This is a genomic window from Bordetella avium, from assembly GCF_034424645.1.
GTDB classification, from domain to species: domain Bacteria; phylum Pseudomonadota; class Gammaproteobacteria; order Burkholderiales; family Burkholderiaceae_B; genus Bordetella; species Bordetella avium.
In genome coordinates, this window is sequence record NZ_CP139969.1 from 1,262,452 (window position 1) to 1,283,193 (window position 20,742).

At 59.7% G+C, this 20,742-nt stretch carries 27 protein-coding genes; 26 read left to right on the top strand and 1 reads right to left on the bottom strand.

The features are described 5' to 3' along the window. Nucleotides 1-2: 2 nt before the first annotated feature. From U0029_RS06005 to U0029_RS06035, 7 genes are read left to right on the top strand one after another with little or no spacing between them, the layout of a single operon-like run. Nucleotides 3-437, top strand: a complete 435-nt coding sequence (locus tag U0029_RS06005) for a terminase small subunit (protein WP_115600695.1) — start codon at nucleotides 3-5, stop codon at nucleotides 435-437. Further along, the gene (gene terL, locus U0029_RS06010; protein ID WP_211435886.1) at nucleotides 418-1,839 is read left to right on the top strand and encodes a phage terminase large subunit; all 1,422 of its coding nucleotides are present in this window, start codon (nucleotides 418-420) and stop codon (nucleotides 1,837-1,839) included. The genes U0029_RS06005 and terL overlap by 20 nt, the downstream gene beginning before the upstream one ends. Beyond that, nucleotides 1,836-3,311, top strand: coding sequence for a phage portal protein (locus U0029_RS06015; RefSeq protein ID WP_115600697.1), 1,476 nt, complete (start codon nucleotides 1,836-1,838; stop codon nucleotides 3,309-3,311). Before terL ends, U0029_RS06015 begins: the two co-directional genes overlap by 4 nt. Further along, on the top strand, nucleotides 3,256-4,104 hold the full coding sequence (locus U0029_RS06020) for a phage head morphogenesis protein (protein ID WP_115600698.1): 849 nt from the start codon (nucleotides 3,256-3,258) through the stop codon (nucleotides 4,102-4,104). The genes U0029_RS06015 and U0029_RS06020 overlap by 56 nt, the downstream gene beginning before the upstream one ends. Next, nucleotides 4,097-5,347 carry a DUF2213 domain-containing protein gene (locus U0029_RS06025; protein WP_115600699.1) on the top strand — a complete coding sequence of 417 codons (1,251 nt, stop codon included), beginning with the start codon at nucleotides 4,097-4,099 and terminating at the stop codon, nucleotides 5,345-5,347. The genes U0029_RS06020 and U0029_RS06025 overlap by 8 nt, the downstream gene beginning before the upstream one ends. A 2-nt stretch (nucleotides 5,348-5,349) precedes the next feature. Beyond that, on the top strand, nucleotides 5,350-5,817 hold the full coding sequence (locus U0029_RS06030; RefSeq protein WP_114852899.1) for a structural cement protein Gp24: 468 nt from the start codon (nucleotides 5,350-5,352) through the stop codon (nucleotides 5,815-5,817). A gap of 15 nt (nucleotides 5,818-5,832) precedes the next feature. Beyond that, a complete protein-coding gene (locus U0029_RS06035; protein WP_012416999.1) occupies nucleotides 5,833-6,912 on the top strand; it encodes a major capsid family protein in 1,080 nt (359 codons plus the stop codon). A 34-nt stretch (nucleotides 6,913-6,946) separates the two neighbouring features. On the opposite strand, the gene U0029_RS06040 is transcribed toward U0029_RS06035, so the two are convergent. Continuing rightward, complete coding sequence (locus U0029_RS06040) at nucleotides 6,947-7,366, bottom strand: hypothetical protein (RefSeq protein WP_162790409.1); 420 nt, start codon at nucleotides 7,364-7,366, stop codon at nucleotides 6,947-6,949. Between U0029_RS06040 and U0029_RS06045 the strand changes: the two genes are divergently transcribed. The 19 genes from U0029_RS06045 to U0029_RS06135 all read left to right on the top strand — a co-directional run bounded on the left by U0029_RS06045 (nucleotide 7,365) and on the right by U0029_RS06135 (nucleotide 20,435). Further along, nucleotides 7,365-7,790 (top strand): DUF4054 domain-containing protein, encoded by a 426-nt coding sequence (locus U0029_RS06045; protein ID WP_012417001.1) that lies wholly within the window; start codon nucleotides 7,365-7,367, stop codon nucleotides 7,788-7,790. The two genes, U0029_RS06040 and U0029_RS06045, sit on opposite strands and share 2 nt — an antisense overlap. Then, nucleotides 7,787-8,263, top strand: a complete 477-nt coding sequence (locus U0029_RS06050; protein WP_114852901.1) for a phage virion morphogenesis protein — start codon at nucleotides 7,787-7,789, stop codon at nucleotides 8,261-8,263. Before U0029_RS06045 ends, U0029_RS06050 begins: the two co-directional genes overlap by 4 nt. Further along, nucleotides 8,260-8,643, top strand: coding sequence for a phage collar protein (locus U0029_RS06055; RefSeq protein WP_114852902.1), 384 nt, complete (start codon nucleotides 8,260-8,262; stop codon nucleotides 8,641-8,643). Before U0029_RS06050 ends, U0029_RS06055 begins: the two co-directional genes overlap by 4 nt. Next, nucleotides 8,624-9,151 carry a phage gateway protein gene (locus tag U0029_RS06060; RefSeq protein ID WP_114852903.1) on the top strand — a complete coding sequence of 176 codons (528 nt, stop codon included), beginning with the start codon at nucleotides 8,624-8,626 and terminating at the stop codon, nucleotides 9,149-9,151. Before U0029_RS06055 ends, U0029_RS06060 begins: the two co-directional genes overlap by 20 nt. Nucleotides 9,152-9,159: 8 nt before the next feature. Next, nucleotides 9,160-10,668 (top strand): DUF3383 domain-containing protein, encoded by a 1,509-nt coding sequence (locus U0029_RS06065; protein WP_114852904.1) that lies wholly within the window; start codon nucleotides 9,160-9,162, stop codon nucleotides 10,666-10,668. 59 nt (nucleotides 10,669-10,727) lie between these two features. After that, nucleotides 10,728-11,189: a phage tail fiber protein gene (locus U0029_RS06070; RefSeq protein ID WP_114852905.1), complete on the top strand. Its 462-nt coding sequence runs from the start codon at nucleotides 10,728-10,730 to the stop codon at nucleotides 11,187-11,189. Nucleotides 11,190-11,200: 11 nt separating this feature from the next. Further along, a complete protein-coding gene (locus tag U0029_RS06075; protein WP_114852906.1) occupies nucleotides 11,201-11,626 on the top strand; it encodes a hypothetical protein in 426 nt (141 codons plus the stop codon). A 120-nt stretch (nucleotides 11,627-11,746) separates the two neighbouring features. Then, entirely contained in the window at nucleotides 11,747-13,360 is a 1,614-nt protein-coding gene (locus U0029_RS06080; protein WP_114852908.1) for a phage tail tape measure protein, read from the top strand. A 47-nt stretch (nucleotides 13,361-13,407) separates the two neighbouring features. Then, entirely contained in the window at nucleotides 13,408-13,908 is a 501-nt protein-coding gene (locus tag U0029_RS06085) for a phage baseplate protein (RefSeq protein WP_041937568.1), read from the top strand. Further along, nucleotides 13,896-14,207: a phage baseplate plug family protein gene (locus U0029_RS06090; protein WP_114852910.1), complete on the top strand. Its 312-nt coding sequence runs from the start codon at nucleotides 13,896-13,898 to the stop codon at nucleotides 14,205-14,207. Before U0029_RS06085 ends, U0029_RS06090 begins: the two co-directional genes overlap by 13 nt. After that, nucleotides 14,197-15,024: a baseplate hub protein gene (locus U0029_RS06095; protein ID WP_114852911.1), complete on the top strand. Its 828-nt coding sequence runs from the start codon at nucleotides 14,197-14,199 to the stop codon at nucleotides 15,022-15,024. The genes U0029_RS06090 and U0029_RS06095 overlap by 11 nt, the downstream gene beginning before the upstream one ends. Then, nucleotides 15,009-15,716, top strand: a complete 708-nt coding sequence (locus U0029_RS06100; protein WP_114852912.1) for a Gp138 family membrane-puncturing spike protein — start codon at nucleotides 15,009-15,011, stop codon at nucleotides 15,714-15,716. The genes U0029_RS06095 and U0029_RS06100 overlap by 16 nt, the downstream gene beginning before the upstream one ends. Next, complete coding sequence (locus U0029_RS06105) at nucleotides 15,713-16,057, top strand: hypothetical protein (protein ID WP_114852913.1); 345 nt, start codon at nucleotides 15,713-15,715, stop codon at nucleotides 16,055-16,057. The genes U0029_RS06100 and U0029_RS06105 overlap by 4 nt, the downstream gene beginning before the upstream one ends. Continuing rightward, nucleotides 16,050-17,240: a baseplate J/gp47 family protein gene (locus tag U0029_RS06110; RefSeq protein WP_114852914.1), complete on the top strand. Its 1,191-nt coding sequence runs from the start codon at nucleotides 16,050-16,052 to the stop codon at nucleotides 17,238-17,240. Before U0029_RS06105 ends, U0029_RS06110 begins: the two co-directional genes overlap by 8 nt. Continuing rightward, entirely contained in the window at nucleotides 17,237-17,887 is a 651-nt protein-coding gene (locus U0029_RS06115; protein ID WP_114852915.1) for a DUF2612 domain-containing protein, read from the top strand. The genes U0029_RS06110 and U0029_RS06115 overlap by 4 nt, the downstream gene beginning before the upstream one ends. A 2-nt stretch (nucleotides 17,888-17,889) precedes the next feature. Next, a complete protein-coding gene (locus U0029_RS06120) occupies nucleotides 17,890-19,038 on the top strand; it encodes a glycine-rich domain-containing protein (protein WP_162790410.1) in 1,149 nt (382 codons plus the stop codon). 262 nt (nucleotides 19,039-19,300) lie between these two features. Continuing rightward, nucleotides 19,301-19,531, top strand: a complete 231-nt coding sequence (locus tag U0029_RS06125) for a holin (protein ID WP_236824158.1) — start codon at nucleotides 19,301-19,303, stop codon at nucleotides 19,529-19,531. Next, entirely contained in the window at nucleotides 19,528-20,070 is a 543-nt protein-coding gene (locus U0029_RS06130) for a lysozyme (protein WP_114852917.1), read from the top strand. The genes U0029_RS06125 and U0029_RS06130 overlap by 4 nt, the downstream gene beginning before the upstream one ends. A gap of 11 nt (nucleotides 20,071-20,081) precedes the next feature. Beyond that, a complete protein-coding gene (locus tag U0029_RS06135; protein WP_147400054.1) occupies nucleotides 20,082-20,435 on the top strand; it encodes a hypothetical protein in 354 nt (117 codons plus the stop codon). Nucleotides 20,436-20,742: the final 307 nt, after the last annotated feature.

Consider the following 20,742-nt stretch of genomic DNA (forward strand, 5'->3'; position numbering starts at 1 on the left):
AAATGGCCCTGACACCAAAGCAGGAGGCCTTTGCCCTTGCTTATGTGGAGACGGGCAATGCCTCCGAGGCGTACCGGCGAGCGTATAGCGCCGAGAGAATGAAGCCGGAGACGGTTAACCGCACAGCGAAGGATCTGTTGGACAACCGCAAGATTGCCGCAAGGGTTGCGGAGATACAGGCCGCGCACGTCGAGCGCCACAAGTTGACTGTGGATGACCTCCTGGCTGAGCTGGAAGAAGCCCGCCAAGCCGCCCTGTCTGCTGAGACGGCGCAATCGTCTGCTGCTGTCGCGGCGACGATGGGGAAGGCAAAGCTGCTCGGACTGGATAAGCAGGTGATCGAGCATTCCGGCCCTGGTGGCGGGCCCATAGCCACGGTGACGGTTAGCCCGGAAGAGCTGAGGAAGGCCGTTCAAAGTGTCCAAGACAAGTTTTAGCCCTGCTGATCGAATCGCTGCAATCGGCTGGTCACGCGAGGATTTGTACAGCTTCAGCCGGTGGATGTTCCTTCAGCGCAAGGGGTATCTGTGGCAGAAGGCGGCGCACCATAAGCTGATATGCGATGCGCTGATGCGTGTCTATCAGGGTAAGACGAAGCGCCTAATCATCAACGTTCCGCCTCGCTACTCTAAGACCGAGCTGGCGGTGGTGAACTTCATTGCGTGGTGCTTCGGTCGCTCGCCTGACTGCGAGTTTATCCATGCAAGCTATTCGAGCGCCCTTGCCGTAAACAATAGCGCCAATGTGCGCGGCGTTATCCAGCATGAGGCGTATGCGGAAGTATTCCCCGGCGTGGCTCTGGCAAGTGATGCGCAACATCACTGGAAAACAGAGCAGGGCGGCGTGATGTACGCCACGGGCGCCGGGGGCACCATTACCGGCTTTGGCGCTGGCAAGCTTCGGGATGGCTTCGGCGGGGCAATCATCATTGATGACCCCCACAAGGCCGACGAGGCAAATTCCGGCGTCATGCGGAAAAACGTCATTGACTGGTTTCAGAATACCGTAGAGAGCCGCAAGAACAGCCCGGACACTCCAATCATCATCATCATGCAACGGTTGCATGAAGAGGACTTGGCAGGCTGGCTATTGGGCGATAGAGGCCCAAACGGACGGGGCGATCCGGTAGCGGGCGGAAACGGTGAGGTATGGGATCACCTGTGTCTATCCGCCTGGAATGATGACGGTACGCCACTTTGGCCCGAGAAGCACAGCGCAGAAGATTTGGCCCGCATGGAAAAGGCCGCCCCGTATGTGTTTGCGGGGCAGTACCGGCAGACCCCGACGCCGCCATCTGGCGGGACGATACAGCCCGACATCATGCCGGTGGTGGACGCGGTTCCCGCAGGCGGTGTGTCTTGGGTTCGCGGTTGGGATTTGGGCGCATCAACGTCTGGAGACTTCACGGCGGGCGTAAAGATCGGAAAGCTGAGCGACGGGAGATTCATCATTGCCGATTGCCGCCGCGAGCAGTACGAGACAAACAAGCGTGACGCGCTGATAAAGAACACGGCGGACGGCGACGGCATGAACAAGGTCAGGCAGTCATTGCCTCAAGATCCTGGGCAGGCCGGTAAGAGCCAGGTAGTGGCATTTACAAAGCTGCTTGCTGGGCATAGCGTCAGGTTCAGCCCCGAGAGCGGCGACAAGGTGACGCGAGCAACGCCGCTTGCCTCCCAGATTAACGCGGGCAATGTGCTTCTTCTTCGTGGGGAGTGGAACCGGGCTTTCACCGAAGAATGCCGCTACTTCCCGTTTGGGAAATATGACGATCAAGTCGATGCCGCCTCCAGGGCGTTCAACGAACTCAATGCAATGAAACGCGGATTCTTCGGATGAAACTCCCCAAATTTTTCAAGCGCAAGCCCGCCGCCGAGGCGGCAAAGCCAGCAAAGCGCCGGGGGCTGCCCGAGCACCCGCTAGGCAAGAAAGTCCGCAATCTGTTCGTGATGCCGGAGTTTGTGCAGCCTCACGGCGCTCCTGGTGTGTCGTCTGACAGCGCCGACATTGGCCCAGCGCCATCCCCGAAGCCCGGGATGTCGATAGGCGCGAACGAGGCTCAGCTTGGATTTTTCGCGGTCGGCAGCCATTTCATCGGCTATCAAGTCTGCGCGATGCTGGCCACCAACTGGCTGATTGATAAGGCCTGCGGGATGCCAGCGCGTGACGCGGTGCGCAAGGGCTATTTGCTCACCTGCGGCTCCGATGAAGTGTCGGAATCGCTGCGGGATAGTGACGGGCGCTTTAAGGTGACGCAGAACCTGCGCGAAATGATCCACTTTGGCCGCGTCTACGGCGGACGGATCGTGCTGTTTGAAGTGCGCACGGAAAACCCGGACGAGTATTACAAGAACCCGTTCAACCTGGATGGCGTAGCGCCCGGCTCTTACATGGGCATGTCTCAGATTGACCCCAATTGGGTTGCGCCTGAGCTGACCGAAGATAACCTTTCCGATCCGGCCTCTCAGAGCTATTACGAGCCCACCTATTGGCGGATCAAGGACAGGGTCTATCACAAGTCGCATCTGCGGATATTCGTCCCTTATCCGGTGCCGGACTTTCTCAAGCCCACGTACCGTTTCATGGGCGTGAGCGTTCCGCAGCGGATGATGGAGCGGGCCTACTGCGCCGAGCGCAGCGCCAACGAAGGTCCGCAGTTGCTGATGACCAAGCGACTGACCTCGGTAGGCGTGTCTGATGACGCGCTTGCGAACAGAGAAAAGCTTGAGGAGAGCCTGGCTGCTTGGGCGTCCATTCGTGACAACTACGGTGTAAAGGTCGGCGGCGCGGATGAAACCATCCAGCAGTTCGACACAGCGCTAGGCGATGTGGACGCGGTAATCATGACGCAGTATCAGCTCTCTGCGTCTGTGGCCAACGTGCCAGCCACCAAGCTGCTCGGCACTCAGCCCAAGGGTTTTAACGCCACGGGGGACTACGAGCATGCGGTCTATCGGGAGGATCTGGAGAGCATCCAGGCCAACGATATGAGCCCGCTTCTCGAGCGGCATTACGCGCTCGTCGCCAAGTCGCACAGTATTGATCTGCCCTCGAAGATTTCCATTCAGTGGCTCCCGCTCGATAGCCCGACCGGCAAGGAGTCGGCCGAGATCGAGAAGATCAAGGCGGACAGGGACGCGGTGTTGATCGGCACAGGAGCCATCGATGCGGCTGACATCCGCGAGCGCGTTCGCAATGACCGGGACAACGATTACCACAACATAGAGGCGGCAGAGTTCACGGATGGCGAAGAAAATGCTAACCAAACGCCGCCAGCAGTGGGGCCAGGAGCGCCAGGCGCAGCAATTTAAGGGCGCGGCGCTCGCTCACCCGCTATCAGCGGAGTTGCAGTACAGAGAGCGAATGAGCCGCCTTATTGCCGAGATGATCGAGGAGTACGGGCGCGAATTAAAGCGCCTGTACGCAAAGAATCCTGAGATCACGCAGGACGCAAGCCCCACGACCTACGCCACGCGGCTGCTGGCCTCGCTCGGCAAAAAGTGGAGCCGCGAGTTTGGCAGTCGTGCGGGCTCAATTGTTGACCAGTTCCTCGGCCGGGTTGACAGATTCGCCAAGCAGAACCTAGCCGCCTCTCTGCGCGAAATGTCGGGCGGGCTCACAATCAAGACGCCTCAGATGCCCGCCAATTTAGCGGTCAAGATGCAGGCGAGCACCGCCGAGAATGTCGGCTTGATCAAGAGCATCCCGGCTAAGTTCCAAGAGCGGATACAGGGCATTGTGCTGCGGTCGATCCAATCGGGCGGGCAGGGCACGGCGACGATCTTCGAGGAAATCCAGAAGCTCGGGCAGGTCACGAAAGACCGCGCCCGCCTGATCGCCGTAGACCAGACGCGCAAGGTGAGCACCGCGATCAACAACGAGCGTATGAAATCAGCGGGCGTCCGGCAATTCGAGTGGATACACAGCGGCGGGGGCTTTGAACCCAGGTCGCTGCATGTGGAATACGACGGGCAGGTGTTCGACATGGATAACCCGCCCATTATCGACAAGACAACCGGCGAGCGCGGCCTACCGGGCCAGCTCATCAATTGCAAATGCCGGATGCGCCCCGTTATCGACTTCAGCGGGTATCTCAATGAGTAATCGACAAACTGACGTAAACGGCTTTTTGCTGGTTAGGGACAACCCTATCACCAAGGTGGGGGTCTTCCCGTATTTGGGGCGCGAGATCGGAGCGTCGGATCCTGACCGCATCTACCAGGTGTACCGGCCCCAGGAAGAGCTGGAGAAGCCGGAGACCATCGCATCGGCCAATCTGGTGCCCTGGATCGATGAGCACGAGTTCTTGGGCAAGGACGGGACGCCGGCCGAAAAGAAGGGAGTGCAGGGAACCACGGGCGAGACGGCGCGGTTCGAGTACCCATATCTGCGCAACAGCATCAAGGTCTATTCGGAGTTCATGAAAGACCTGATCGACCGCGGCAAGGTGGAGCTTTCGCCGAGCTACCGCTGTCGGTACGAATTCACCGAGGGTACGTTTGATGGCAAGCGATATCACGCCATTCAGCGCGACCTTCGATTTAATCATCTGGCAACCGTGAAAGAGGGCAGGACGGGGCCGGACTTGGCTGTACAGGACTGCCTAACCATAACCTACGACTCAGCGGAGTTCATCAACATGGAATTGACCCCCGAAAACATTCAGCAGATCCGGGAGTTGATCGTGCAAGCACTGGCGGAAAAAGCCCCCGCTGGCTCGGACGACGACCCGGAAGCAGACCCCACCAAGAAGCCCGAATACGAAACGCCGGACGCCGTGACGCCGGAAGCGCAGAGCGCAGCCGAGCAGACCGCCGCATCGGCTGAGCAGGCCACGCAAGCCGTCGCTGCCGCTCAGGAGGCCGTCACCGAAGCGCAAGCTGCCGTGGAGGAAGTCCAAGCGGCCGCCGAGGAAGTGCAAGCCGCGCCGACCGCTGACAGCATCGCCAAACTTCGCTCCGCGCAAGCCCGCCTCGCTGGCATCCAGACCAAGCACTCCAAGGCTGCGGCCGATGCCGCTACAGCCGTCATCAAACGCGCCCAGGCCAAGCCCGCCGCGCCCGTGACGAGCGCCGATGCCATCGTCAAGCAAATCGCTGAGCGCGATAAGTTGGCTCAGCGTGTGACGCCGCACATTGGAGTGTTCGACCATAGCTCGATGGCGTCGGCCCAAGAGGTTGCGACTTACGCAGCCAAGAAACTCGGCCTGAGCGTGACGAGCGATAGCGCGTTGCATGTCCTGAACGGCTATCTGCAAGGCGCCAAACCCGACAGCGAAAAACGGGTGTCCGACAGTAAGACGGGCTCCGCCACCAACACCGCCGCCAAACTCTGGGGGAGCGAATAATCATGACCATCCCGTATCAAGCACGATCCGTCCTGATCTCCGGCCTGCCCGGCAACCTTAGCCATGACGGCCCTACGCGAGCCATCGCTGCGGTGATCAACTCCGCAGACGAATCCAAGAATCTGTTTGGCCGCGCCTTTACCCACAAGGCCGGTACCGACACGGTTCAAGTCGGCGGCGCTGGTGTATTCGCTGGCATCCTGATCAGCCCCAAGACCTACGCGGTAGACGTTGCCTACGCCCGCAATGCGAGCGTGGGTGAGTTTCTCTCGATGGGTGAGGTGTATGTCGAGCTGGCGAACGCTGGCAAGGTTGGCGACCCGGTTTCCTTCGGCGCTGACGGCACGATCTCGGCCGGGACTGCCGGTACGCAGATCCCCGGCGCCTACATCGCTCGTCACGCTCCGAGCGCCGAAACGCCGCGCCTGGCGGTGATCGCCCTCAACGGCCAGGTTAACGCGCCTGCCTAAGAAAAAGGAATAAACATGGCAAAGACTCAATCCGCTGTGCACATGCACATGACCGGCTCGCTTGCTGTCAAACGTGGCCCGGTCAAACTGACCCGTGACAGTCAGGTTGGTTTTGAAGAACTGGGGCACCTGGGCATCGGCATCCGTGCGATGGACTCGGCACTCACTGGCCCGGCTGCGAACAATGGCGTTATGTTTGCGCACATGCTGCAAACGTGGCTGCCGGGAACCGTCCGCGTCGTCACCCAAATCCGCAACATTGACGAGATCGCAGGCATTACGACCGTCGGTAGCTGGTCGGACGACACGATCAACGTGCGCGTTGCTGAGCCCGCCGCCAATGCTGAGCTGTACGGCGACACCACGAACATCCCTCTGGCCGACTACCGACAGTCCATCGAATCGCGCGGCCTCGTGCGCTTCGAACAGGGCTTCTCGGTTGGCAAGCTGGAAGAAGAGCGCCAGGGCCGTATCGGCTATCAAACCGCCGACGAAAAGCGCAAGGCATCGGCAGAGTCCCTGGACATCAGCCGCAACCAAGTCGGCTTCTATGGCTTCCGCGATCCCGAAACCAACGTCTATGGTCTCCTGAACGATCCGAGCCTGCCGCCTTATTCGACTGCCGCGAAGCCCTGGCTTACCGCGACTTTCGACGAGCTCGTAACCGAGTTCACTCAGATGATCAACACCCTGGAGTCGCAATTCGGCGGCAACTTCCAGGACTCGATGACGCTGAAGCTGGTGCTGCCGCTGGGCTACCGGGCGATTTTCAGCAAGTACAGCCCGGCCGCCTCTGGCATGACCTTCCGCCAATGGCTCACCGAGAATTTCCCGAAGCTGAACATCGTCACTACGCCTGAATTCAAGGGCGCGAACGGTGGCCTGGACGTGGTGTACCTCTTTGTCGAAAACGCAGGCGACGCCGACGAATCCGACATCACTGGCGCCAGCTTGATACAGGCTGTGCCGGTGCGCTATCAGGTGCTGGGCAGCGAGAACCGCATCAAGGGCTATATCGAGGACGCGATCAACGCCACAGCGGGCATCTTCGTTTTGCGTCCCTGGGCGTTTGCTCGCCGCACCATCAGCGCCTAATAGGGCTGGCGACCACAGACGATAACGGACCGGGTTAACCGGTTTTTTTTCGTTCAGAAACTGGCTTGGCCGGGGCTTTTGCTCCGGCCTTTTTCATATTGAGGCCGAAATGAGCATCTACATCTACAGCACTCTGAGCGCCGATCAGCTTTACGCACTGGCTGACGGCCGCAATATCAAGATCAACGGCGGCGCGAACGTTGCGGACAAGCGGCTTGTCACGCCCAAGGGCAAAGTCACGCGGATTGAAGAGAATGATTTTGAGCTGCTCCAGCAGAACATCATTTTCCAGGCTCACGCGAAAAACGGGTTCGTCACCGCTGACCACGGCCAGAGCGACCCCGAGCGCTTCGCGGAAAAGAACCTTGAGGCCGCCGACAAGGGCGCCCAGGATACCGCCGCGACGGTGCAGAAGCGCAATCCCAAAGCAGCCGCTCCCAAGGCTGAATAACATGACCTTTCCGCTTACGCAGTTTCGCGCCATTTTTCCGGCGTTCGCCAGCGTTACGGACGAGGTGGTTATTGCGGTGGCGGATTGGGGGCAGTGCTACGTCAGTAGTCACGGGTGCGACTGCAATGACAAGCTTTGGATGCTGGTCACGGCGCACCTGCTGCAACTGCGGGCTAATGCAGAGGTAGGAAACTCGGCCCCCGGCGCACTGGCTTCAGCCACCATCGATAAGGTAAGCGTTTCGTTTCAGGCGCCTCCTGCGGGCAGCTCCTGGGCGCACTGGCTTAATCAGACACCCTACGGCCAGCAATTTCAGGCGCTCAGCCGCGCATGTTCGGCGGGCGGCATGTACGTCGGCGGTCTGCCTGAGCGGGCGGCCTTTCGCAATGTTGGCGGGCTGTCTGTGCGCGGCGGGCGCGTGCGATGAAAACCAAGTCCGCGGGCGGTACTGAGCGGCTGAAGAGGGCGCTGGCAGAAGTGTCCGCTAAGAGCGTGCAGGTTGGCTTTTTCGATACCGCGCAGTACCCGGACGGTACGCCTGTCGCTTACGTGGCTGCAATCCAAGAGTTCGGTTATCCGCAGGGGAACATCCCGGCTCGCCCGTTTATGCGGCCTACCGTGAAAGCCCGTGAGCTGCCCTGGGCGAAGCAAGTCGCCGGGGTAATGATGGGCGTCATCAAGGGAGAGGTCACAGCGCAACATGGCTTCGAGCAAGTCGGCGCCCTGGCTGCGGGGGACATTGCTAGAGCGATCAGCAAAGTTGTCTCGCCACCTTTGGAGAAGTCCACGTTGCAGGCGCGGCAATCCAGAAAGAAAACCCCTGGCGTGTCGAAAAAACCGCTGGTCGATACCGGGCTGATGATCCAGTCCGTCACCTACCAGGTGGAGGAAAAATCATGATCCCAGGCATTAACTTGCTGGGCCTGGCAGCAAGTGTCATTCAGATGCAATCCGTAGGGCTTCTGCGCTTTAAGGCGCGATTCCAGAATGCTCGGGGGCAGCATATCAACGAGTACTACCCCGTCGAGACCATACAGGGCTCCTGGCAGCCCGCGTCTGAATCGACCATTCGCAATCTTGGGCTGGACGCTTCGCAACGATATTTCAACCTATACACAGCTCGGGATATCAGCGGCGTTCAGCGCGGCGCGGCGCCGGACTTGCTGGTACTCGGCGGCAAACGCTATGACGTTATCGGCGTGACTGACTGGCATGCGCTCGATGGCTGGAAGGGCATTCTTTGCGTGGAGGCCGGGCCTTATGACCCAGAAAGAGCTTGAAGCGGCAGTACGCCTAGCGCTGATCGACCTGTTGCGCGAGCAAGGTGTAACGCTCCCAGTGCTGGCCGCCTTTGAGCCATCCAAGCAAGGGCGCGTTGACGATGGCGTGTATTTCTTTCCGGTGGGTACCGGGCAACATGGCTGGCAGTCGCGTAAGTACCTTGATCACGCTCATGGCCTAGTCGCCAAAGAAACCCAGATTGACGCGCCGATGTATCAGTTTCAGGCGTTCGTTATGGACGACGTGCGAAACGATGCGCAGCTCCTGGCCTCAGACGTTGTCGCGCTGGTGCGCGGGCTTATCCAGTCGATGCGTTTCCTTCAGCGCATGTCCGCTGTCGGCGTAGGTGTGCAGCGTCCCTCCGAAATCCTTCAGCCGTCGTTTCTCAACGAGCGCGACGACTTCGAATTCAACCCGAATTTCACCGTCATATTCACCCACAAGAGAAGCATCACGCAGGAAACGCCCCACGTTACGCGGGTGCAGTCCAGCATCCATCGCCTCTGAGGAAAGCTATGTCTATCAAAATGTCCCGCTATGTGCGGATCATCAGCTCGGTCTCGGGCGCGAATGCCGTCGCTCAACGCCAGCTCGTCGGGCGCCGATTTACCACTGACCCACGTGTGCCGGTTGGCAAGATCATTTCGGTCAAGCCTGGCGGCGCAGAAGATTATTTCGGCAGCGGCTCGCCCGAGGCGGCGTTTGCGCTCCAGTATTTTTCCTATATCAGCCCGGCGCCTGCATCGCAGGCTCCTGAACTCCAGTTCGCCGCCTACCCCGACGTAGCTCGGCCTGGTCGCGTGTACGGCTACCGAAGCGCCACCACGCTGCAAGAATTTAAAGAAGTCCTGAGCGGCAACCTGTCTGTTAACGTGGGCGAAAATGCCTATGTGCTTACCGGCATAAATCTGTCTGCGGCAACGAGCCTGACCAATGTCGCCCAGCTTGTGACGGCGGCGATTGCGGCCGCCGCAAACGAGCAGTCTGGCCAGAGCGCGACGGTCTCTTATGACGCCCTCACTGGCGCGTTTACTGTTGTTTCGGCTGTTGCAGGGCCGGGCGCTGTCTCCATCCAGAAGGCTGCTGCCCCGGATATCGGCGATCTCATGGCGTTGCAAGGCCCGCAGGCGATCCAGTCGCCCGGCTCAGCAGCGCTTTCCCCGCTGGAGGCGTTCCGCGCAGCCGAGAACGTTACCGACTCGTTCGGCTCTGCCTCGTTCGGCGCGGCCGTGGCGCTGGCGGACGCCCTCCCGCTTGCCGAGTACGTATCGGGCGAGAACGTCAAGTATCAGATGTATTGGCCGGTGTCTGCCACGACAGCGGATCAATGGAGCGCTGCGCTGCTTAGCACGGCATCCAATGGGCTGATCCTGAACGGCACGGCGGGCGAATACAAAGAATCCATTCCGATGGCGGTCTTGGCCGCGACGGATTACACGCGGGTCAACGCCACCATCAACTATATGTTCCGCCAGCCCGGCGTGACGATGACGGCCGACGTGTCCACCGATCCTATGGCGGATTTCTATGATGCGCGGCGCGTGAACTATTACGGGCAGACGGCGAATGCCGGTCAGAGCCTGTCGTTTTTCCAGCGTGGCTACCTGATGGGCGGCGCCACTGCGCCCCTGGATATGTCGGTCCACGCAAACGAGCAATGGCTCAAAGCCTACCTCACCAGCGAGATCATGAGCCTGTTCCTCACGGTCGGCCGCATCCCTGCCAACAATGACGGTAAGGGCATGGTTATGAGCTTGGTTCAGGGTGGTGTCGATAAGGGGCTGCGCAATGGCACGGTGGTCGTGGGCAAGACGCTCACCGCGTTGCAAAAAGTGGCTATCGGCCAGATGACGAATGATCCCTTAGCTTGGCACGACGTGAAGAACAAAGGCTATTGGCACACGGCAGACGTGACGCAATCGACAGATGAGTCGGGCGCGACCGAATACGCGGTCAAGTACCTGCTGGTCTACAGCAAGGGCGACATGATTCGCAAGGTCGAGGGCTCGCACAACCTGATCTAAGCCGCAACACCAACACAACAAAGCGCCAAAGCGGCGCTTTTTTCATTTGAGGCCCAAACATGCACGACGTATCTGCAATCGGTGTGGCGCTGCGCTGCACCGCCAGCGTGTCCTTCCCCTCCGGGTTCACTGTTACGGCATTCGCTGATGATGCTGACCCGTTTGATCTGCCCGCTATCGACATTGCCACACCCGCGATGAATGTGAACGGTGATCTGGTGGTGTTCAGCGCTCCGGTGCCCGTGACTATCACTCTGAATGTGATTCCCGGCAGCGAGGACGATGAGAACCTTGCCGTGATCTTCGACGCTAACCGGCCTGGCAAGAATAAGCGTCACGCCGGGGATGTGATCACCCTGGTGGGCACCTATCCAGACGGCTCCACCATCACCCTGAGCGAAGGGAAGATGACGAACGGTATGCCCGGCAGTTCGCCCGCGTCCGCTGGCCGCATCAAGTCGAAGGCCTACGCCTTTGCTTTCCAAAACATCGCCCGCACTCGTGCGGCGTCCGCTGCTTAAGGGGGTGGAGCATGGCCGATCTGATTAAACCTCGCTCGGTGATGATCGCCGACCGCGACGGCGTAGAGAAGGAGTTCATCATTTCCCGCCTGCCCGCCACGGCGGCGCGTGAGGTGATCGCCAAATACCCGTTGTCGAACATTCCGAAGCTGGGCGACTACGCAACTTCGGAAGAGGTCATGAAGAAGCTCATGAGCTACGTGGCCGTCAATGTGGATGGCCGCGAGCTGCGGCTGACCACACAGGCGTTGATCGATAACCACGTTGTCGATGGCATCCAACTCCTGAAACTGGAAGTCGAAATGATCGAGGAAAACACGGGTTTTTTCGGTCGCGGCGGGCAACGCGGTTTCCTGGATTGCCTGCTGGAAAAGTTACTCCAATCAGCTATGCCAATGCTGACCCGTTTCTTGGAGCCATCGTCAGCTCGGGACTAGCCACGCTCTCCGAGCTGAAAACCTTGATCGATCTTGAGGAGGCGATGGATTTATGGGAAATCGCCACCACCAACAAGGTCAACGAAATCCGCGCCCTGGAGGCCGGGAAGGGGAGGTAGGATGTTGCTCGATGCACTGACCTACATCATCGACGCAGACAACTCCAAGCTGGACAAGGCGGTCGATAAGTCCAAGCAAAAGACCGACGAGTTCGGCAAGTCCATGCTGACGGCGGAAGGCCGCGCGCAGATCATGGAGGACAAGATCAAGGGCGCCTTTACGCGCATCGGCGGCGCGATTATTGCCGCTGTTGCCGCCTCCAAAGCGCTTCAGGCCACCGCCGAGCGGGCGCAGTTTCTGGAGCAAATCCGGGCGACCAGCGAGGCGGCTGGTGTTGCCGTGGGCGATGTTGACGCTCTTGGCAGGTCTGTAGAGCTTCTTGGCGGGACTTCGGAGGGCGCGAGGTCGGCCCTTGAGGGGCTGGCCAGCACCGCCTACGCGGCGATGCAGGACGTCAACAGCTCGCAGGCCAAGGCATTTAAAGACCTGAAGGTTTCGCTCAAGACGACGGACGGCCAGATCAAATCGACCATGCAACTGATGGGCGACCTGGCCGACGCCGTAAAGGGCAAGGACCGGCGCAAGGCAGATAGCCTTCTGGCTGGCGCAGGCATTACCGATAAGGCGACCATCGACCTGATCTACAAGGGGCGGCAAGAGCTAGATAGGCTCATGCGCTCCCAGAAAGAGCAGGGCGTGGCGTCCAAAGAGTCGGTCGAGCGTGCGCAGCGGTACACCGAGGCGATGATCAGCCTTAAGCAAAACACGGGGGCCGTCCGTGATGCGTTTTCCGACATGTTGTTGCCTGTGCTGACGTGGGTGATAGAGAAGTTCGATGTGTTCGTGAGCTGGTTCAGGCGGCACGAGACGTTCGTAAAAGGCTTCTTCATCGGCGTATCGACCGTGCTGGCCGTCATGTTCGCGCCTGCTGCGTGGGCGGCAGCTACAGCAGTGTGGGCGCTCATAGCGCCAATTCTGGCGGTGGCATTGCCTATTGCGGCGCTGGTAACGCTGTTCGCGCTGCTGTACGACGACGTGATGAATTTCCTTGACGGGAATGACTCACTGATCGGTCAGATTTCTGAAGACTACCCGGCCATTGGCGAGACTGTTAAGGCCATGGCCGAGGCGATCAAGACGGCTTTCGGATGGATTCTTGAAGCAGTCAACTTTGCCTGGGGTGCTATCGGCGCATTTGCCAAAAACGCAGTTCAGGCGTTTGGCACGATGGGCAAGTCGATCAGTTCGATTTTTGAGTCCATCGTGGCAGTCGTCAAAAATGCCTGGGCCTATATCGGCAAGGTATTTGAGAACGTTTCAGGCGTTATCAAGAAGATCGGCAAGTGGCTCGGGTTCGGCGGTGGCGATGACATCGAGGTCACTCAAACCGCAGTGTCGAAGGGGCTGGACGGCGCAGAGGCCCAGGCTAACGAGAACATGCGGGCGGCTCAGGCGCAGCTTAATCAGGCGGCCGCCAGCCCGGTTAACTCGGTTACGTCGAATGCTATATCTAACACCGCTGCTTCGCGCACAGAAACAAACGTTCAGGTGGGGCAGGTGACGGTACAGACGCAGGCGACAGACGCCCAGGGCATCAGTAAGGACATTGGCGGAGAGCTCAAAGACCAACTGAAGAATGTGCAGGCTGATTCGGCAAGCGGGGTGGCTAGATGATCCGACTAAATGACTCCTTATCGACCTCAACGCAAGAGCGGGTTTCTGTGTTGGATGCCAATACGTTAGAGGTGCTGTTTCAGGCCGCCTCTCCTATGCGGGTGTCCGTCAAGGAGAGCAAGCGCGCCACAAAGTTTGCCGTTGAGGATGGCACGGAACGATCAGATCATGTTGTTCGTGAGCTGATCGAGGTACAGATCGACTTTGTTCTGACGGCTGATGTCCGCAATGCTTTTCAGTCGCTGCGACAGGCGCACGAGCAAAACAAGCTGGTGTCGGTTCAGACCAAAGTCCGGCTATACGAAAACCTGCTGATTACCGACATACCGCACGACGAGACGCCGGAGCTTGGGATGGCTATCGCTGTGCCGGTCAGACTTCAGGAGTTTTTGCAGGTGAAGCCAGAGTACGGGACTTTGCCGCCTGAAAAGGTGGCGAAGAAGAACCAGTCGAGCACGGTGCAGCGCGGGCAGCAGACGGGCAGCGAGAGGGAAGAAAGCAGTATTTTGGGACGTGGCGCGAGGGGGGCGCGGAAATGGTTCAGCTAGACCTTATCCGCGCCCCGAATCAGGCGTTTTCCGTCGTGATAGACGGCGTTCTGTGGGAGCTTGCTATCAAGACCGCCAGGGCGGTCATGTGTGCTGACATCACGCGGGATGGCGAGGTGTTGGTTCAGGGTCAGCGCATTATTGCGGACGCCCCGATCCTGCCATACCGTCATCTGAGCTTGCGCGGAAATTTTGCGATCCTGACCCGTGATGATGACTTGCCATGGTGGGAGGAGTTCGGGCGCTCGCAGTCCCTGGTTTATCTGACAGCCGCAGAGGTGGGCATCAATGACGATTGATCTCCGGGCAATCCGTGTCGGGATCGAGGTTTCCGGCCGGATGCACTATTACAGCGCCACCGATGGGATGCGGATTAAGGCGAGCGGCACCAAGTTCGCCAACGCCACCCAAAACGAATGCACGGTCACGATCTCCAATCTCAAGCGGGAGACGCGGGACTTTCTGCTGACAGAAACGAGCCCGTACAACAAAAACCGCAAGCCCAAGCGGCTTGTGGTGGAGGTGGGCCGGGTATCGACCGGATTGTTTAGGATCTACGTCGGTGACATTACCAGCGCGGAGCCGAGCAGCCCGCCAGACGTGGACATTGTCCTCAAGTCAAAGACGGGCAATGCGTCAAGTGGCGATGTGGTTTCAAAGAGCGCTCAGGCGCTTTCTAAGTTGTCACAGATCGCGGCGGGCATCGCCTCGGATGTAGGTGCAACGTTGGACTTCCAGGCTCTAGACAAACTCATCGCGAACTACACCTATACAGGCGGGGCTCTTGGGCAGATCAACAGGCTGGCTGAAGCCGGTGGCGTTCGGGCGTTTCTGGATGACGACCGTCTGATCGTGCAGGATTTCGGCAAAGCGACGGCGGGCCGCGTCAAGGTGCTCAACCTGAATAGTGGCCTAGTCGGGATACCGAAGGCCAACGACAAGGGGGTCGATGTGACATACCTGATCGATGGCGAATCGGTGCTTGGCGGCAAGCTGATCCTAGAGAGCAAGTTCAACCGGGCGCTTAACGGCAGCTACAAGGTTGACCAACTCAAATTCGACGTGGCAAGCCACGAAGATCCATTTTTCTACACCGCGCTATGCAGCAGACTGTAAGCCCAAACATTGACCCGGCCGACGAGGGCAGCCTGGCCGGGGTGCTTAAGTCGTGGCTCAAGGGTTACATCCGCGAGCACCACGACGACATGCTGCCCGCGACCGTAGTCTCCTACGACGACGCGATAAATCGGGCTGTGGTCAGGCCTCTGATCATGGTGGGTACGACTGACGGAAGAAAGATTTCTCGGGGTGCTATCCCCAATATTCCGGTATTTCGGTTTGGCGGCGGCGGGTTCTTTGTGCGCTTTCCGATCAAGCCGGGGGACTTTGGATGGATCAAGGCCAACGACCGGGACGTGTCGCTGATGTTTCAGCGTGGCGGCCAGGAGGACTGGCCGAACACCGAGCGGCTGCACTCGTTTTCAGACGCGATGTTTTTCCCGGACACGCTCAAGGATTGGGCAATTGACGGCGAAAACTCCGACGCCCTGGTGATCCAGTCCATGACAGGCGCTGTCTGCGTATCGCTGCATGAGGGGGAGCTGCGATTTAAGGCTCCCAAGGCGAAGGTCGAGATCCCTGATACCGAGTGGATCGGGAATCTCGCCATTAAGGGCAATGTGTCCACAAGCGGCGGCAACGTGGACATGTCAGGCGGGTCGCTCAGGCACAACGGCAAGAACATAGGCAGCGACCATAGCCACACAGGCGTTCAGCGCGGAAACGACAGCACGGGAGGCCCGGCGTGATCACCTTCAAAACTGGAGATAACAACGACTTCGTTGTTTTGCCCAACGGCAACCTAGCGCTTGAAACTGGCATCGACGCCGTTGCTCAGGAGGCCCGGCACTTTGCTGCCACCGCCAAGCGCGAAATGATCCACGCCTTCGATCAAGGCATCCCGTTTCTGCGCGAGGCGTTCAGCAAACAGCCAAATCTAGCGCAGTTTGAGGCCGCGCTGCGGCGTCGGCTGCTGGAGTTGGATGAGGTGGACGAAGTGCAAAGCCTTGATGTTGCCATTGATGGCGAATCGCTGAAATACACCGCCGTTCTGAATACGGCTTACGGAGTGGTGACACTAGATGGCTGATTACAAATTCATCAGCTCGCGCGGCGTCGTCATTGCAGATACGGCCGACACGCGGGCGCAGGTAGAGTCAGAGTTTCGGGCTGTGTTTGGTGATGACATGCCGACCGATCCCGCAACGCCCCAGGGCAAGCTAATCACTCGGATTGTCGAGGAGCGAGACGCCATAGCGCGCAATAATGCCGAGCTGGCAAACCAAATCAACCCCGCCCAAGCTGGCGGGGTTTTTCTTGATTCATTGGTCGCGCTGACCGGCGGCAGGCGGCGAAGCAGCATCCGGTCGTTGCTTACCGGCGTCAATCTCAGCGGGGTGCCCGGAACAACCGTGCCGGTCGGGTCTCTGGCGGAAACCACATCAGGCGAGCAATTCGCGCTGGTGAGTCCTGTAGTGCTCAACGCGCAAGGCATAGCAAAGGGAAATTTCCGCGCCACGCTTGACGGTGCGATTGCGGTGCCGCCAGGGGCGCTTAACTCGGTAGCGTCGAGTGTGCTCGGCTGGGAAAGGGTTGAGAATCCGACAGCGGCGACGATTGGCCAGTTGCAGGAAACCGATGTGGCGCTGCGTAGGCGCCGGGCAAAGACGCTGGCTCTCCAGACGACCTCGATCAACGAGGCCATTGTCAGCAGGCTTTACGACATTGAATCGGTGCAGTCATGCTACTACCTCGAAAACTACTCGGATCAGGACACTGTCATTGATGGCATACCGATGCGCAAGCACAGCATTTGGGCTTGTGTGCGCGGCGGAACAGATGCGGAGGTGGCGGCCGCGCTCTTTGAGACCAAGACGGTAGGCGGTGGCTACAACGGTGCGGTAGCGGTGACGGTAAGCGACCCCAATAATGGCCGCCCCTACGAAGTGCGTTTTGATCGCCCGGTTGATGTGCCTATTTTCATCCGCGTAACGGCCAGGGATAGCAGTCTTGACCTTCAGGCGCTCATTCCTGATTTGGTCATGCGCTACGTGAATGGCGAGGTCGAGGGGGATGTCAGCTTTGTGGTGGGCAGCGATGTCTCGACATTCGAAATCGCGGGCGCTATCCGACAGCAGGAGCCGTCAATCATGGTGATCAAGGTTGAGTGGTCTGTTGTCGGTTCGGGCGTATGGTCGGCCGACACGCTGAAGATCCCGCCCAACAAAATCGCCATTACTCAGCGCAGCTCTGTACAGGTGGTGATCGCATGAGCGGCGTACAGGAGTTCGATTTCTCGGTTGACCTGCTGGCCTCGATCCTCTGGCAGTACGAGGGAGCGCCGATGGCGGTGCAGCTTGCTCGCAATGATCAGGCGTGGATTGATGCCAGCCAAACCAAGTTCTGGCATGACTGGCGTCAGGACGTTTTTGACCTGGACACCGCCAACGAGTTTGGGCTTTCAGTGTGGGCGCGGATCCTCGGGGTTTCGATCGAGGTTTCCGAGAGGCGGCGCGTTGATGGCGTGTTCGGGTTTGGGGTGAGCAACCGGAATTTCGATAACGGGAATTTCGGCACCGCCCGCGACGGCGACACAAGGCTAGATAAAGAGTCGGCGCGAAAGCTTCTCAAGTTGCGCTGGTTTCAGCTCACGATGCGGCCGACCGTGCCAAACATCAATAAGGCGATCGAGGACGTGTTCGGCCCTGGCGCGGCCTTTGTGGTCGATAGCTACGACATGAGCATCGTCACGTTTATGTTCAGCGCCGCACCGGATTACCGACTGCGCAGGCTGCTTGAGCGCACGGACATTTTGCCCCGGCCGTCAACGGTAGGGGTTGCGTGGCAAGTGCAAACACGACCCGCCTGGGGCTTTGGCCCTAACCATTTGAATTTTGAAAACGGAAGCTTTGGAGCGTAACAATGGCAAAGATTTTCAACCGACCTTTTGCGACGACCGGCGACCGCGAAGATTTGCCTGTATCGGATCAGCCGGACGGCAAGGCATCGTGGGACGCTGGCTGGACCCCGGATTACGAGCTCCCGAGCGACAACCCCAATTCCCGCCCCGTTGGACGGCAGGAAATGAACGGGGTGCTCCACGGTGTCACGGAAGCGCTTGGTGAGTTGCAGTTGTTCGGGTTTGCTAAGTGGCAGGCGGTTGTGGGCGGCTGGCCGCTGGGCGCAATGGCGTACCACGGCGGCGCAGTCTACAAATCCACTGATGGGGCGAACACCACTCAGCCCGGCTCCCCTGGTGCTAAGTGGGAACTTGCTTTCTGGCATTCGGCCGCCCTTACCGGAAACCCCACGGCGCCGACACAGGCGCCGGGCAACGTCAGCACTCGCATCGCCACTACCGAGTTTGTAGCGCAAGAGCTGACCCGAGCCATTAAAGACATTCCGGGCGTCGTGCGCCGCGTTTATACGTCGAATGCGACGTGGAAGAAACCGGCAGGCCTCAAGTCCGCTCTTGTACAGGTGCAGGGCGGTGGCGGCGGTGGCGGCGGAACGATCAGTACAACGGCTACCAATCGGGCAGTGATTGGAGCGGGCGGAGGCGCTGGGGGGTATGTCGAGGCGCTCATCAGCGCTGACGCGCTGCCCGCGGAGGTTCTTGTTACTCACGGCGCTTCGGGCGGTGGCGGCGCCGTATCTGGCTCGGGCGCAGCGGGAGGCGCGTCCAGCTTTGGGGCAATCCTAACCGCGAGCGGCGGCGGTGGCGGAGGTGCGGGGCAGGTGCAACAGGCCGCTGTAACTCGCGGACTCGCTGCGGGCGGGGTGGCAGGTGCCACGAGCGCGTCCGCGATCGGCGCCCTTTCTTATGGCGGGGAAAGTGGTGGCATTGGCTTCTCCTTCGCGGCCGCAGGCGCCGGAATTTCTGGCAACGGAGGGTCGTCGCATCTAGGGGTTGGAGGCCCGTCGGTTGCCGAGGGCAGCCCTGGCTTGAACGCATCTGGCTATGGTGCGGGCGGGTCTGGGGGGTGCTCTGGATCGCCGTCCGGCAGTGATAGCGGTCGTCCTGGTGGCAGCGGGTCTCCGGGCGTCGTGATCGTCACGGAGTACTACTGATGGCTAAATACGCGCTTGTGGAGCCCCTTGGAAGGGTTGCCCAAGTTGGGGCTACCCCCTTCCCAGTAGCCGCCTTGTTCCACTGGATTGAATGCGGCGACGACGTTGAGGCTGAATGGACCTATGTCGCCGGTACTTTCCGGCCGCCCGTTAAAACGCAGGCTCAGTAGCCTGTGTGTTTTTGCTGTTTCCGAGCCCGCCCTAGAGCGGGCTTTTTTACGCCCACAAAGAGGCAGCCATGCCACAACAAAGGAAAGAAAAAATGAAGCTGGAAGATGCGGCCATCACGGCAGCAAATCGTGCAACCGAAGCGGGTGCTGCCACTGGTGTGCTCGGATGGGCAACGCAGGTCAACTGGATCGGCTGGGCGGGGGTGGTGATCGCCCTTGGCGGTCTGTTCGCCAACCTCTTTTATCAGCGCCGTCGCGACCGACGCGAAAAAACTGAGCATGAGGCGCGCATGGAATCAATCCGGGCGGGGTGTGAGCGATGAGCAAATGGGCAAGGGCGGGCGCAGCTACTGCGGCGGGGCTCGTGGCTTCTGGTGCGCTCGCGCTGCTGTCTCCCGATCTGGAGCGCATGCTCAGCCGTTGGGAGGGGGAGGGCCAGCATGTCGTCTACGCTGATAAGCTGGTGGGCGGCTTACCCACGGTTTGCCGTGGTCTGACCAAGCACACGGTCAAAGAGCCATTGGTGGTAGGCGATTACTGGTCACCGGAGAAATGCGCCGAAGTCGAAAAGGCCATTGTGGAGGGTACGCAGATCGAATTGGCGAGCTGCCTGCCCGCCGCCATCCGACAAGGGGCGTTTGATGCTGCTAGCGACATGGGCCACCACTTCGGCAATCCGCGCGTTTGCGCAAGCCGTGCGGTGGGCCTTATGTGGGCGGGAAAGTGGCGCGAGGCCTGCGATGCCTTCGCACATGCGCCAGATGGCAGGCCGGTGTGGTCGTATGTGGGAGACAAGTTTTATCGGGGGCTCTACAACCGTGCGCTTGATCGGAGGCGGCTATGCCTGTCCGATTTGCAGTGATTGCGATGGTGTTGATTGCTGCGCTGGCCGCTGGCGCCGCTTGGATGGCCCAGGGCTGGCGCAAGGATGCCGTGATAGCCGATCTGCGACTGGATCGCGCCGAGGCGGACCTATCGGTGATGCGTCAGGCGCTGGCCACAACCGAGGCGGACATAAAAAAAATGGCCGAAGCTGCCCGCGCTGCTGCGCGAACGGCCCCGGCCCTTACTGCCCAAATGAAGGAAATTTCAAAGGCGCTCGAAAATGCGAATCCTCTGCCTGCTGGTTGTCGCCCTGATGCTGACCGGGTGCGCGGCCTCACCGACGCTGTACGTGCCGCGAATCGTGCCGCCGCTGGACAGTCAGTTGGCGACGCCTTGCCCTGAGCTGCCCGAGCCGCCGCAGAATCCCGCCGACTATGACGCCTGGCAAGCGTGGGTGCAGGATCAGGTGCTGGTGGCGTATGGGGTGTGTGCGGCGCGGCACCGGGCGACGGTGGGGGCGTGGCCAGCATGAGGGCGGAGAGCTGTTCTCTATCTTCAGGACAGATCCGTCGAGACTTGTTGCGGCTGCGTGGTCTTTCCAACGCCAACTTTGTTATTGAAGATACCGATGATCATGCCGCGCCTTGACGTGCGACTGAAGTCATCGGCTGTAACATATCTAAAGTCGACGAAATCGCTCCAGATCGTT